The organism is Allobosea sp. 67-29 (genome assembly GCF_001898115.1).
Classification (GTDB): domain Bacteria; phylum Pseudomonadota; class Alphaproteobacteria; order Rhizobiales; family Beijerinckiaceae; genus Allobosea.
Genome location: NZ_MKSQ01000013.1, coordinates 46,689 through 60,178 on the forward strand (window position 1 = coordinate 46,689; position 13,490 = coordinate 60,178).

13 protein-coding genes are annotated in these 13,490 nt (G+C 67.2%); 2 read left to right on the plus strand and 11 right to left on the minus strand.

Annotated elements, in window-relative coordinates; translation table 11 throughout:
- Position 1: 1 nt before the first annotated feature.
- From BGO20_RS10860 to BGO20_RS10885, 6 genes are all read right to left on the minus strand, one after another.
- Positions 2-1,219 carry a phosphopentomutase gene (locus tag BGO20_RS10860; RefSeq protein ID WP_291664007.1) on the minus strand — a complete coding sequence of 406 codons (1,218 nt, stop codon included), beginning with the start codon at positions 1,217-1,219 and terminating at the stop codon, positions 2-4.
- A gap of 2 nt (positions 1,220-1,221) precedes the next feature.
- On the minus strand, positions 1,222-2,850 hold the full coding sequence (locus BGO20_RS10865; protein ID WP_291664008.1) for an ABC transporter ATP-binding protein: 1,629 nt from the start codon (positions 2,848-2,850) through the stop codon (positions 1,222-1,224).
- Positions 2,847-4,022, minus strand: coding sequence for an ABC transporter permease (locus BGO20_RS10870; RefSeq protein ID WP_291664009.1), 1,176 nt, complete (start codon positions 4,020-4,022; stop codon positions 2,847-2,849). Before BGO20_RS10870 ends, BGO20_RS10865 begins: the two co-directional genes overlap by 4 nt.
- 2 nt (positions 4,023-4,024) lie before the next feature.
- Positions 4,025-5,113, minus strand: coding sequence for a microcin C ABC transporter permease YejB (locus tag BGO20_RS10875; protein ID WP_291664010.1), 1,089 nt, complete (start codon positions 5,111-5,113; stop codon positions 4,025-4,027).
- Between the two features lie 7 nt (positions 5,114-5,120).
- The gene (locus BGO20_RS10880; protein ID WP_291664011.1) at positions 5,121-6,989 is read right to left on the minus strand and encodes an extracellular solute-binding protein; all 1,869 of its coding nucleotides are present in this window, start codon (positions 6,987-6,989) and stop codon (positions 5,121-5,123) included.
- Between the two features lie 165 nt (positions 6,990-7,154).
- The gene (locus BGO20_RS10885) at positions 7,155-7,697 is read right to left on the minus strand and encodes a c-type cytochrome (RefSeq protein ID WP_291664012.1); all 543 of its coding nucleotides are present in this window, start codon (positions 7,695-7,697) and stop codon (positions 7,155-7,157) included.
- Positions 7,698-7,900: 203 nt separating this feature from the next.
- Between BGO20_RS10885 and BGO20_RS10890 the strand changes: the two genes are divergently transcribed.
- Both BGO20_RS10890 and BGO20_RS10895 read left to right on the plus strand, forming a co-directional pair.
- Complete coding sequence (locus tag BGO20_RS10890; protein WP_291664013.1) at positions 7,901-8,644, plus strand: 3-deoxy-manno-octulosonate cytidylyltransferase; 744 nt, start codon at positions 7,901-7,903, stop codon at positions 8,642-8,644.
- 8 nt (positions 8,645-8,652) lie between these two features.
- Positions 8,653-9,507: a prephenate dehydratase gene (locus BGO20_RS10895; protein ID WP_291664014.1), complete on the plus strand. Its 855-nt coding sequence runs from the start codon at positions 8,653-8,655 to the stop codon at positions 9,505-9,507.
- A gap of 141 nt (positions 9,508-9,648) precedes the next feature.
- Here the strand turns inward: BGO20_RS10895 and BGO20_RS10900 are convergent, their stop codons facing one another.
- From BGO20_RS10900 to nudC, 5 genes are all read right to left on the minus strand, one after another.
- Positions 9,649-9,954, minus strand: a complete 306-nt coding sequence (locus tag BGO20_RS10900; protein ID WP_291664015.1) for a DUF6295 family protein — start codon at positions 9,952-9,954, stop codon at positions 9,649-9,651.
- A gap of 17 nt (positions 9,955-9,971) precedes the next feature.
- Positions 9,972-10,718 (minus strand): dienelactone hydrolase family protein, encoded by a 747-nt coding sequence (locus BGO20_RS10905; protein ID WP_291664016.1) that lies wholly within the window; start codon positions 10,716-10,718, stop codon positions 9,972-9,974.
- A 75-nt stretch (positions 10,719-10,793) separates the two neighbouring features.
- Positions 10,794-11,198 carry an oxalurate catabolism protein HpxZ gene (gene hpxZ / locus BGO20_RS10910; RefSeq protein WP_291664017.1) on the minus strand — a complete coding sequence of 135 codons (405 nt, stop codon included), beginning with the start codon at positions 11,196-11,198 and terminating at the stop codon, positions 10,794-10,796.
- A complete protein-coding gene (locus BGO20_RS10915) occupies positions 11,195-12,370 on the minus strand; it encodes an amidase (RefSeq protein ID WP_291664018.1) in 1,176 nt (391 codons plus the stop codon). The genes hpxZ and BGO20_RS10915 overlap by 4 nt, the downstream gene beginning before the upstream one ends.
- A gap of 129 nt (positions 12,371-12,499) precedes the next feature.
- Positions 12,500-13,456 carry an NAD(+) diphosphatase gene (gene nudC, locus BGO20_RS10920; RefSeq protein WP_291664019.1) on the minus strand — a complete coding sequence of 319 codons (957 nt, stop codon included), beginning with the start codon at positions 13,454-13,456 and terminating at the stop codon, positions 12,500-12,502.
- Positions 13,457-13,490: the final 34 nt, after the last annotated feature.

A 13,490-nucleotide genomic window follows, 5' to 3' on the forward strand; every position in this document is an offset into this window, starting at 1 on the left:
GCTACCAGTGCCGGCCCGGCCCCACCGGGCCGATGCCGAGCCAGAAGCCGAGGCTCGCGGCGATGTCGGCGAAGCTTTCGCGTCGGCCGAGCGGTTGCGGTGCGATGCCGGGGCCGAAGGCGAGGATCGGCACGTGCTCGCGGGTGTGGTCGGTGCCGCGCCAGGTCGGATCGTTGCCGTGGTCGGCGGTGATGACGGCGATATCGCCGGGTTTCAACGCCGCCTCGATGCGTGGCAGCAGCCGGTCGAAGGCTTCGAGCGCCGCGGCATAGCCCGGCACGTCGCGGCGATGGCCATACTCGGTGTCGAAATCGACGAGGTTGACGAAGCAGAAGCCGCCGTCGGACAACCCGTCCCACGCTTCTAGCGCGGCCTCCACCATCGCATGGTTGCCGAAGGGCTTGATTTCGGTGCCAGTGGCGCGATGGGCGAAGATGTCGCCGATCTTGCCGACGGTGACGACAGCGCGACCCTGCGCCGCGAGCCGGTCGAGGATCGTCTCCCGCGGCGGAGGGATGGCGAAGTCCTTGCGGTTGCCGGTGCGGGTGAAGCCGTCTTCGGGCGAGCCGATGAAGGGCCGTGCGATGACGCGGCCGATCCTGAGCGGATCGACGAGCCCACGCACGGTTTTGCAGAGCGCGTAGAGTCGGTCGAGGCCGAAATGTTCTTCATGCGCAGCGATCTGCAGCACGGAATCGACCGAGGTATAGCAGATCGGCTTGCCGCTCCGGATGTGCTCGGCTCCGAGCTCCTCGATGATCGCCACGCCCGAGGCATGCCTGTTGCCGAGGATTCCGGGCAGGGCGCCTTCCTTGACGATCCCCGCGACGAGCTCCGGCGGGAAGGAATTCTCCAGCGCGGTGAAATAACCCCAGCGGAAGTTCACTGGGCAGCCGGCGATCTCCCAATGGCCGGAAGGCGTGTCCTTGCCCTGGCTGACCTCGACGCCATAGCCCCAGCGCGCTTGTGGCTGCGCGGGCTCCGGCATACCGGCCAGTGCGCGCCCGGTCGAAGCCTCGCAGGCATGGGAGAGGCCGAGCCGCACGAGATTCGGCAACTGCAACGGCCCGCTGCGCAAGCCCTCGCGGTCGCCGCGACCTTTGGCGCAGGCTTCCGCGATATGGCCGAGCGTGTCGGAGCCGTCATCGCCATAGGTTCCGGCATCCTCGGCGCCACCGCAGCCGACCGAATCCAGCACGATGAGCAGCGCGCGTGCCATGCTCACTCCCTGACGGCACCGCCGGCGGCCGGCTCGATATGGAGCGCGGCGGCGAGCAGCGCCTGCGTGTAGGCCTCGCGTGGCCGGGCGAAGACCTCCTCGGCCGGGCCTTCCTCGACGACCTTGCCGTTCTGCATCACGATAAGCCGGTGCGAGAGTGCCCGCACCACCTTGAGGTCATGGCTGATGAAAAGATAGCCCAGCTTGCGCTTCGCCTGCAGCCCCCTCAGGAGGTCTACAATCTGCGCCTGGACCGACATATCCAGCGCCGAGGTCGGCTCGTCGAGCACCACGAATTTCGGATCGAGCGCCATTGCGCGCGCGATCGCGATGCGCTGGCGCTGGCCGCCGGAGAATTCGTGCGGATAGCGGTCCATCGCCGCCGGGTCGAGGCCGACATCGGCCAACGCCTGGGCCACGATTTCGCGGCGCTGTGCATAGGACAGGTTTTTCTGCTGCACGCCGAGCCCCTCGGCGACGATTTCGGCCACCGACATGCGCGGCGAGAGCGAGCCATAGGGGTCCTGAAAGACGACCTGCAGGTCCTTCCGCTTCGGCCGGACCTGCTGGCTCGACAGCCCGTCGATGCGGTCGCCGAGGAAGACGATCGGCCCCTCGGATGAGATCAGCCGGAGGATGGCGAGGCCGAGCGTCGTCTTGCCCGAGCCGGACTCGCCGACGACGCCGAGCGTCTCGCCCTCGCGGACCTTGACCGAGATCCCGTCGACTGCCTTCACATGGCCAGTGACGCGGCGCAGGAAGCCGGACTTGATCGGGAACCAGATCTTCATCGGTCCGGCCTCGAGCAGCGTGGCGGCATCGGTTGCGACAGGCTCTGGGCGCCCCTTCGGTTCGGCCGCAAGCAGGCGCTTCGTGTAGGCGTGCTGCGGGTTGCCGAAGATCTCCGCGACCGGCCCCTCCTCGACGATCTTGCCCTTCAGCATCACCACGACGCGGTCGGCGATGCGCCGGACGATGCCGAGGTCATGGGTGATGAACAGCATGGCCATGCCGAGCCGGCTCTGGAGTTCCTTGAGCAGCTTCAGGATCTGCGCCTGCACGGTGACGTCGAGCGCCGTCGTCGGTTCGTCGGCGATAAGCAGATCTGGCTCGTTGGCGAGCGCCATCGCGATCATCACGCGCTGGCGTTGACCACCCGAGAGCTGGTGCGGATAGGCGTCGAGCCGGCTCTCGGCATCGCGGATGCCGACGAGGCCCAGCAGCTCGAGCGTGCGAGCGCGCGCCTTCTCGCCGCGCAGCCCCTTATGCAGCTCGAGGATCTCGCCGATCTGCTTCTGGATGGTGTGCAGCGGGTTGAGCGAGGTCATCGGCTCCTGGAACACCATGGTGATGTCGTTGCCGCGTACCTTGCGCATCGCGTCTTCGTCGGCCGCGATCAGGTCCTGCCCCTTGAACAGCACCTTGCCGGAGGGGTGATAAGCCGCTGGGTAATTCAGCAGTTTCAGGATCGACAGCGCCGAGACCGACTTGCCCGAGCCGGATTCGCCGACGATCGCGACGGTCTCGCCCTTGTCGATCGCGAAGGAGACATGATCGACCGCGAGCGTCTCCCTGCCGCCCTGGCGGAAAGCGACGGAGAGGTCCTGGACGGAAAGCAGCGGTTCGCTCATGCGAAGGTCTTCCGCGGGTCGAACGCGTCGCGCACCGCCTCGCCGATGAAGATCAGCAGCGACAGCATCAGCGCGATGACGGCGAAGCCGGAAAGACCCAGCCAGGGCGCCTGCAGGTTCGCCTTTCCCTGCGCCAGCAGCTCTCCCAGCGAGGGCGAGCCTGGGGGCAGGCCGAAGCCGAGGAAGTCGAGCGAGGTCAGCGTCGTGATCGAGCCGTTCAGGATGAAGGGCAGGAAGGTCAGCGTCGCCACCATCGCGTTGGGCAGCAGATGCCGGATCATGATGGTACGGTTGGAGAGGCCCAGCGCCCGCGCCGCCCGGACATATTCGAAGTTCCGTGCCCGTAGGAACTCGGCCCGGACGACGCCGACCAGCGAGACCCAGGAGAACAGCAGCAGGATGCCGAGCAGCACGAAGAAGCTCGGCGTGATGATCGCGGCGACGATGATCAGCAGGTAGAGCGCGGGAATAGAGGTCCAGATCTCGATCAGCCTTTGGAAGATCAGGTCGGTCCAGCCGCCGAAATAGCCCTGCACGGCGCCGGCTGCGATGCCGATGACCGAGGAGAAGGCGCACAGGATCAGTCCGAACAACACCGAGATGCGGAAGCCGTAGATCAGGCGCGCTACCACGTCGCGGCCCTGGTCGTCGGTGCCGAGCCAGTTCCATTCGAGATCGCGGCAGCCCGTGCCTCCGGTCCGCTCGGCGATCGGCCTGCATTGCTCGTCCTTGAGCAGCCAGGTCGGCGGTGCCGGCGCGGGGACGGGCAAATCGAGATTGTTGGTATTGTAGCTGTAGCGGATCGGCGGCCAGACCGTGAAGCCGTTCGCCTCGATCTCCTTGGCGATGACGGGATCGCGATAATCGGTCGTGGCGAGGAAGCCGCCGAACTTCTCCTCCGGATAGTTCACTGCGACGGGAAAGAGCCACTCGCCCTTGTAGCGCACGAGGAGAGGGCGGTCGTTGGCGATGAACTCGGCGAAGAGCGACAGCACGAACAGGGTGAGGAACAGCCAGAAGGACCACCAGCCGCGCCGGTTGGCCTTGAAGTTGTTGAGCCGGCGCCGGTTGATCGGCGTGAGCTTCAGCCAGCCCTGCTGCGCTTCGACCGGTGCGAGCGCCGCATCGCTGCGCAACTGTGGCGGTGGAGCTTCGAGCAATGTGTCGCTCATCGTCAGCTCTCCCGCGTCTCGAAATCGATGCGGGGATCGACCCAGCTATAGGTCAGGTCCGTGATCAGATGCACGAGGAGGCCGATCAGCGAGAAGATGTAGAGATTGGCGAAGACGATGGGGTAGTCGCGGTTGACGATCGCTTCGAAGGAGAGCAGGCCGAGGCCGTCGAGCGAGAAGATCGTCTCGATCAGCAGCGAGCCCGCGAAGAGCGCCGAGACGAAGGCGCCGGGGAAGCCGGCGATGACGATCAGCATCGCGTTCCGGAAGACGTGGCCGTAGAGCACGCCGCGCTCGGAAAGGCCCTTCATCCGCGCAGTCAGCACGTATTGCTTCCTGATCTCGTCGAGGAAGGAGTTCTTGGTCAAGAGTGTCGAGGTCGCGAAGGCGCCGAGCGCCATCGCCGTCACTGGCAGGCAGATATGCCAGAGATAGTCCTTCACCTTGCCGACGAGCGAAAGATCGCTCCAATTGTCGGAGGTCAGCCCCCGAAGCGGGAAGATCTGCCAGAACGAGCCGCCGGCGAAGAGCACGATGAGCAGGATCGCGAACAGGAAGCTTGGGATGGCGTAGCCGACGATGACGACGGCGCTCGTCCAGGTGTCGAAGCGCGAGCCTTCCTTCACAGCCTTGCGGATGCCGAGCGGGATCGAGATGGCATAGGAGAGCAGCGTCATCCACAGGCCGAGCGAGATCGAGACCGGCAGCTTCTCCTTGATCAGCTGCAGCACCGGCGCGCCGCGGAAATAGGAGCGGCCGAAATCGAACCGGGCATAGTCGGTCAGCATCTTCCAGAAGCGCTCGGGCGCCGGCTTGTCGAAGCCGAACTGCTTCTCCAGCTCCTTGATGAAGGCGGGGTCGAGGCCCTGGGCGCCACGGTAGGCACTGGCTTCACCGCCCTGCGCGCCGGCATCGCCACCCTGGCCGCCGCCGACGCGGTCGGCCGCGCCGCTGTTCGGGTTCTGGAGTTGCGAGATCACGCGCTCGACCGGCCCGCCCGGAGCGAACTGCACGATCACGAAGGAGACCAGCAGGATGCCGAACAGGGTCGGCACCATCAGGGCGAGACGCCGGGCGATATAGCTCAGCATGCGGCCTTCACGCTTTCCCGATCCGCTTGGCCTTTTCGGCGTCGTACCACCAGGTGCCTGGCGCGCCGGAGCCGTATTTCGGCTTGGTCTGCGGCCGATCGAACATGTCCCAGTGGGCGATCCAGACCTGGTCGTTCCACCACATCGGAATCCAGTAGCGCCCGGCGCGCAGCAGCCGGTCGAGGCATTTCGCTGCGGTCACGGCCTCGGCATAGCTGCGGGCCTGCCCGATCTTCTCGATCATGGCGTCGATTGCTGGCTCGCTGATGCCGTTCTGGTTGCGCGAGCCGCGCGTCTTCGCCGCTTCCGAGCCATAGACGACGCGCAGCGTGTCGCTCGGGATGGCGCTGCCGCTGAGCGCGCGCGTGATGATGTCGAAGTCGAACTCGTCGAGGCGGCGCTGGTACTGCGCGGGATCGACGAAGCGCGAGGTGGCGCTGATGCCGAGCCGCTTGAGATTGGCCTGGAAGGGCTGCGTATGCGGCTGCAGCGCCGGGTTGGAGTCGAGGAACTCGATCTCGAAAGGCTGGCCGTTCGGCAGCTTCAGTACGTTGCCGTCGCGCTTGCAGCCGGCGGCGCGCAGCATCTCGTCGGCCTTGCGCAGCAGGGCGCGGTCGCTGCCCGAGCCGTCCGAGACCGGCGGCAGCCAGGGCTCGCCGAAGACTTCGTCCGGCACCTTGCCGCGCCAGGGCTCGAGCAGTGCCAGCTCCTCCGGCGAGGGCTTGCCGACAGCTTTCGAATCCGAATTCTCGAAATAGGACGTCAGCCGCTCGTAGAAGCCGAACATGATCGTCTTGCGCGTCCACTCGAAGTCGAAAGCCAGCCCCAAGGCCTCGCGGATGCGCGGATCGGCGAATTTCTCGCGCCGCAAATTGTAGATCCAGCCCTGCGAGGCGACAGGCTCGGTTCTCGGCAGGCTTTCCTTCTTGACCTTGCCCTCCTTGAGCGCGGGAAAGTCGTAGCCCGTCGCCCAGATGCGCGAGGTGAACTCCTCCTGGAAGGTGATGATACCGCTCTTGAAACCTTCGAACGCCACCTGACGGTCGCGGAAATACTCCCAGCGCACCCGGTCGAAATTATTGGTGCCGACATTCACCGGCAGGTCCTTCGCCCAATAGTCCGCGACGCGCTCGAACTCGATGAAGCGGCCCTGCTCGAAGCGGCCGACCTTGTAGGCGCCCGAGCCGAGCGGCGGCTCCAGCGTCGAGGCGGTGAAGTCCCGCGTCGACCAGTATTTCTCCGAAAACACAGGCAGGCTCGCCACGATCAGATGCAGATCGCGGCTGCGCTTGGGCGAGAGCTGGACGACGGCGATGTCGTCGCCTTCGGCGGTGGCCGAGACGAGCTCGCCCAGGATCAGCCGGTAGGAGGGGTGTCCCTTGGTCTTGAGGGTGTTGAGCGAGAAGGCGACGTCCTTCGCCGTCACCCGGGACCCGTCGTGGAACTTCGCCTCGGGTCGCATCCGGAAGCGATAGGTCAGCTTGTCGGAGGAAATCGCGACGCTCTTTGCCAGGAGCCCGTAAAGCGAGCCCGGCTCGTCGCCCGATCCAGCCATCAGGCTGTCGAAGCAGGCATCCATGCCGGCTGCTCCGTCGCCCTGGAGCACCCAGATATTGAGTGTGTTGAAGGTGTCGAAGCTCTGGTTGCCGCTGGCCTGCTTGATCTGCAGCGTCAGCGTGCCGCCCTTGGGGGCCTCCGGATTGACGTAGCTGAAATGCGGGAAGTCCGGCGGCAGCGCGAGCTCGCCGAACGTCGACAGCCCGTGCGATTCGGTCGCTTCAGCGAGCGCTGCCCCGGGCAAGCCCGGCAGGGCGGCGGAAGCCGCCGTGACGCCTGCGGCTTCGATCAGCCGGCGGCGTGTGATGCGCATCGCCATCGTCTCGCGTCTCCTTTTCCGATTCGCCGTTCTCTTGTCGCCCGCGGAGCAGGGAACGGCAATGCCGGGCATTCTGCCCATCGTGAAGGCGAGAGTTGGACGTCGCAACAAAAAGCCGGGCTCAAGGCCCGGCTCGCGGCGTCCAGCAGACGTCGAGGAAGCCGCTCAGGGCTTCGGCAGCGGCTTCGGCGAGTCCGAGAGCGTGTTCAGATAGGCGATCACGTCGGCGCGGGTGTTCGGGTTGCTGATGCCGGCGAAGGACATCGCGGTGCCCTGAACATAGGCCTTCGGGCTCTTCAGGAAGTGGTCGAGACCTTCGGCCTCCCAGGTCTTGTCGGTACGGGCCTTCATCGCGGCCGAGTAGCCGAAGCCCTCGACGGAGCCCTCGTTGCGGCCGTAGACGCCGTAGAGATGCGGGCCGACCTTGTTCGGGCCGCCCTTCTCGAAGCTGTGGCAGGCCTTGCAGGCGGCGGTCGCCTTCTCACCCTTGGCCGGGTCGGCCTTGGCGAGGCGCTCCGCGATCGGCGGGTCTTCCGCGACCGCGGGGGCGGCGCCGCCGGCCGCGGCCGGTTCCGCGCTCGGCAGGTCGTAGCCGGGAACCGCCGGCTTGTGCGGCGTGAAGGCGATGCCGGCCACCATCTGGAGACCCATCACGACCAGAAGCGTCGAGAGAACCGCGCCGGCGATCTTGTTGGCTTCGATATTCATCGTATCCGAACCCTGGAGCCTTCCGCAGCCAAGGCGCGGAGACGAGATAGCGCTTGGGCCGGAGCCTTGGACGGCTCCAGCTTCGGATGCTGCTTAACCGCTTTGCGCGCTTGATTGCAACTCGTATAAGCGCGCTTCCTTTCGAGAACTTTTCGACGCCGCGTCCGATCCGGTGCGGTGCCCCACGGGACCCGCCGCCTGCCATGCCGAATCCGATGATTCTCGTTCCCGCCCGCATGCAGTCCACGCGGCTGCCGGGCAAGCCGCTCGCGGACGTGCATGGCGAGCCGATGATCGTCCATGTCTGGCGCCGCGCCATGGAGACCGGGCTCGGGCCCGTCGTCGTCGCCACCGATACGCCCGAGATCGTCGCGGCTGTGGAAAAGGCGGGCGGCCGCGCCGTCCTGACCCGCGCCGACCATCCGTCCGGCTCCGACCGCATCAAGGAAGCTGCGGATCTCGTCGATCCGCAAGGGCGGCACGACGTCATCGTCAACGTGCAGGGCGACCTGCCGACGATCGATCCGCGCGTCATCATCGCCTCGGTCGCGCCGCTGGAGGATCCGGCGGTCGATATCGTCACCCTCGCCGCGGTGATCACCCGCGAGGACGAGAAGACCGAACCCAGCGTGGTCAAGGCGATCGGCAGCGAGATCGGGCCCGGCCGAATGCGGGCGCTCTATTTCACTCGCGCGACCGCTCCGAGCGGGGAGGGGCCGCTCTATCATCATATCGGGCTCTATACCTATCGCCGCCGCGCCCTCGACCGCTTCGTCGCTCTGCCGCCATCGCCCCTGGAGCAGCGCGAACGGCTGGAGCAGCTACGCGCCGTCGAGGACGGAATGCGCATCGACATCATCGTCGTCGAAGACGTGCCGCTCGGCGTCGATACGCCCCATGATCTCGATCGCGCCCGCGCGATCCTGAAATCCCGCGCAGGAGCCTGAGAATCCCCATGTCCTTCGTCGTGTCCTACCAGGGTGAGCCCGGAGCCTTCTCCTCGCAGGCGGCTCTCCAGGTGTTTCCGGACTGCGAGCTCCTGCCTTGCGCGACCTTCGAGGATGCGCTCGCCGCCGTCAGCGACGGCAAGGCCCGCTACGGCATGATCCCGATCGACAACTCGATCGCCGGGCGCGTGGCCGATATCCATCATCTGCTGCCGCGCTCGGGGCTGCACATCATCGGCGAGCACTTCCTGCCGATCCGCTTCCACCTGATGGGCGTGGAGGGCGCGACGCTGGCGACGATCCAGGTCGTGCAGAGCCATATCCACGCGCTCGGTCAGTGCCGCAAGATCATCCGCAAGCTCGGCCTCAAGGCCGAGGTCGCGGCGGACACCGCAGGCTCCGCCCGGCAGGTCGCGGAAGCCGGCGACGTCACCCGCGCCGCCATCGCCCCGCGCATCGCGGCCGACGTTTACGGCCTCAACATTCTCATGGAGGACATCGAGGACGAGAAGCACAACACCACCCGCTTCGTCGTGCTCTCGAAATATCCGGAATATGCCCGCCACGGTGCCGGCAAGACGGTGACCACGCTGATGTTCCGCGTCCGCAACATTCCTGCCGCGCTCTACAAGGCGATGGGCGGCTTTGCCACCAACGGCATCAACATGACCAAGCTGGAAAGCTACATGGTCGACGGCCTGTTCTCCGCGACCATGTTCTACGCCGATGTCGAAGGCCATCCGGACGACCCGGCGCTGCGGCGCGCGCTCGACGAGCTCTCCTATTTCTCCAAGGAGATGAAGATCATGGGCGTCTACCCGGCGAGCGACTTCCGCTCGACCATCGAGGAGCCGGCGGAGTAGCGGTTTCCGCTCTGATCGCAGCGATGCCCGTCATTGCGAGGAGCAAAGCGACGAAGCAATCCAGGGGGACGTGGAGCGCGGCCGCCCCTGGATTGCTTCGCTTTGCTCGCAATGACGGTCCAGCCCGAGCGAAAGCCGTCTTCAGGCGGCTCTGACGAGGCCCGGCGTTGCGCCCTTGCCGCGCACCTCGGCCTCCTCGAATTCCGCCTCCGCGATCGCCCGGCCCAGCGCCGCGTGCAGCGCCTTCGCGGTCTCCAGCGTCAATTCGACGCCGGCCCGTGCCCCGGCATCGAGCCGGGCATTGACGAAATCCAGTGTGATGACGTCCGCCAGCGGCGCGTGGCGGGCATGGTCATAGGCGACGACGGCCTGCGTCAGCGCAAACCAGGCGTCGCCGCGCTTGGCCATGCCCTCGACCGGGACGATCTCGACAATCGACGTGCACATTGCTTCCGACCCTCCGGTTACGACAGGTGCTTGCCGAAGAACGCGAAGATCTTGCTCCAGGCGTCCATGGTCTGCTCGGGGCGATACATTGGCCGATGCCAATAGAAGAAGCCGTGGCCGGCACCGTCGTAGCGGTGGAATTCGTAGGCCTTGCCGCATTTCTTCAGCTCGGCCTCGTGCTGGTTGACCTGTTCGGGGCTCGGCGCGCGGTCCTCATTGCCGAAGATGCCGATGAGCGGGCACGAAAGGTCTGTGGTCAGCGTGATCGGCGAGACCGGCGTCTTGGCGTTGAGGTCCTCCGGCGCCATCACCACGCGCCCGCCCCAGAGCTCGGCGCAGGCGTCGACGTCGTGCTTCTGGCAGGCGTAGAGGAAGGCGTGACGCCCGCCCGAGCACGAGCCGAACAGCGCGACCTTGCCGTTGTGCTCCGGCTGGCTGCGCGCCCATTTAACCGCTGCTTCGGTATCGCCGATAACCTGCGCATCGGGCACGCCGCCTTCGGCACGCACCCTGGCGGCGACATCGTCCGGCGTGCCGGGGCCGGAGCGCTCATAGAGATTGGCGCAGATTGCGATATAGCCGTGGTGGGCGAAGCGCCGCGTCGTCTCGATGTAGAATTCGCTCCAGCCGGGCAGGTGGTGGACCAGCACCACGGCCGGGAAGGGGCCGGGGCCCTCGGGCTTGGCGACATAGGCGGTGATGGGATCGCCGCCGTCGCCGGCAATGGCAACATTCGTGCAGGTCATGCCTCGGTAGAACGACATCGCGGTCCTCCATAGGTATACGACCGGCGCACTCAACGCCGGCTTCGAGCCATCTTCATGGCGAGGTCACGCCGCTCACCAGGGGCGCGGACCCTCCATCGTCGAAACATGGGCCGAAACGACCTTCCAGCCCAGATCGGGAAAGCGCACCCAGCTCTGGCTCTGGCGCCCGATCACGTCGCGACCGCGCACCTTGAACTCGAGGTTCACGGTGGCGAAGTCGCGGCCGAGGGTCAGGATCTCCAGCCGGATGCGCTTCTCCTTGATCCCCGGCCCCGGCGGGCGCGCGACGCGGTGGGCATGGATTTCGGAAAAACCGTAGCCGTTCTCGCCGAGAGCGTAGCGGATGGTGTGCGGGCTGTCCCAGAAGCTGGCGTCGAGCACGTCGACGTCCTTGTCGATCAGCGCCTGCTCGTAAGCCTCGAACAATGTGCTGATCTCGGCGACCACCTCGGGCCGGTTCGGGGTCAGGTCGGTCACGCGGCATCCTCCATGGCTTGTGCGACGGCGATCAGGCTGGCGTCGCTGCCGCGGGCGCCGATGATGGACAGGCCCACCGGCGCACCCTCGACGGTCGCGCCCGGCAGGCTGACCTGCGGATGGCCCGCCAGCCCGCCTTGCGCGCAGAGGCAGGTGATGCGATCGCGCAGGGGCTGCAGCGCCGGGATGGACTGGCCTCGCAGCGGCGCCGGGAAGGGCGTCGTCGGCAGGCACAGAATCGTTCCCGGCGGCAGCAGATGGCGCAGCCGGGCCCGCGCCTCCTCGCGCATCAGGGCCGCCCAGTTGCGATCGCTTGCCGGCACCTGCGAGCCGGCGATGAGTCCGGCGGCGACGCTGAAGGCCATCCGCGGGTTGTGCTGCTCGATCCAGGGCCGAAAACTCTGCCAGGCTTCCACCGGCTGCAGGCTGCGCTGCGCCCGCGCCCAGACGGACAGGCCCTGCGGGGCCATGAGCTCCTCGCGCGGCGAAGAGCCGACCACTCGCGCCAGCCGTTCGACCATCGGGTGCAGCGCCGCGGCGACCTCGGGGTCGGCAAAGCCGAAGGCATCGACCGCGATCAGAAGCTTGGTCGGCAGGGGGCCGGGCTTCTCGCCCAGCATCACCGTGCCGACGCGCGCGAAGGTCCGCGCGTCGCGGGCGAACCAGCCTGCGGTGTCCGAGCTCGGCGCCTGCGGCATCAGCCCGGCCAGGTCGATCCGGCCATGGCTCGGTCGGATGCCATAGATCCCGCAGAAGCTCGCCGGCACGCGCATCGAGCCGCCCGTATCGGTGCCGAGCGCGGTATCGCACAGTCCGGCCGCGACGGCGGCGGCCGAGCCGGAGGAGGAGCCGCCCGGCACGCGCTCCGGCGCGGCGCTGTTGAGCGGCGTGCCGTCGAAGGCGCTCTCGCCGAGAATTCCAAGCGAAACCTCGTCCGTGATCGTCTTGCCGACCAGCTCGGCACCGGCGTCGAGCAGCGCCTGCACCGCCCAGGCGTTGCGCGCTGGGACCGGATTGGCTTTCGCCCAGTCGTGGTTGCCGCCCCCGGTCGCAACACCCGCGACGTCGAACAGGTCCTTCACCGCGAAGGTCAGGCCCGAGAGCGGCAAGCCCGGCCGGCCCGCGATATGGGCCCGCGGGCCAGGAACGAAGGCGTTGATCGCGTCGGTCATTGTTGGATCGGCTCCGGTCTGCCGGCCGCCGCCGGCTCCTGTTCGGGGGGGCGCAAGGAGAAGGTCTCGACAGCGCGCGCCGCCGGGGCGATGCAAGCACCGAGCCGCAGCGGCTGCAGCGCCCGCATGTCAGATCCGCTCGCCCTCCAGCGCCCAGGCGCGCACCAGCGTATTGGCGATGGCGATATGCTGCGGGCACACCAAACCCTCGGGATGCCGGCCTTCGAGCATCTGCAGCACTTCCTCGCGCGGGAACCAGCGGCCGGCCTCGAGCTCGGTCATGTCGAGCGTGATCTCGTCGCCGAGGGATTCGGCGATGCAGCCGACCATGATCGAGGACGGGAAGGGCCAGGGCTGCGAGGCGATGTAGCGGACTGTGCCGACCCTCAGGCCCGCTTCCTCCCAGCTCTCGCGACGTACGGCATCCTCCAGCGTCTCGCCCGGTTCGACGAAGCCGGCGATGCAGGAATACATGCCCGGTGCGAAGCGTGCCTGGCGGGCCAGCAGGCAGGAATCGCCGCGCGTCACCAGCATGATCACGACCGGATCGGTGCGGGGGAAATGCAGGGCGCCGCAGACCGTGCATTCACGCCGCCAGCCGGAGGTGCCGGCGACGGTCTGGCCGCCGCACTGGGCGCAGAAGCGGTGCCGGGCATGCCAGTCGAGCACGGCCTTGGCCTCGCCGAGCGGGCCGACCTCGTCTTCCGGCACCAGCCGCTTCAGCGCCACCGAGCGCAGATCGGTGACGACCAGTTCGGAGCGTTCCTTCAGGGTTTCGGCCAGGGCCCGGTCGAGCAATCGTCCGAAGCGCGGAGAGCCGTCCTCGGCCATGCCGAGGAAAATCTCCTCCAGCGCCGGCCCGAGCATTTCCGCCTCGCCGTGGCTGAACCACACCGACAGCGTCTCGCCATCGATCCGGTTCAGGATCGGCGTCTCGCCGGCGACCGCGGCGATCAGCGTATCGGAGCGATGACGCAGCGCCGTCACCGCATCGGGCTTGTTGCGCAGATCCTCCCGCCGGTCGAGCCGGTTGACCGCGAAGCCGGTCAGGGAAGAGCGTTCGCGGCGGGGCAGCGTATCGTTCATGCCTTGGGTCTAGACCCGCGAAGCCCCGCCGCGC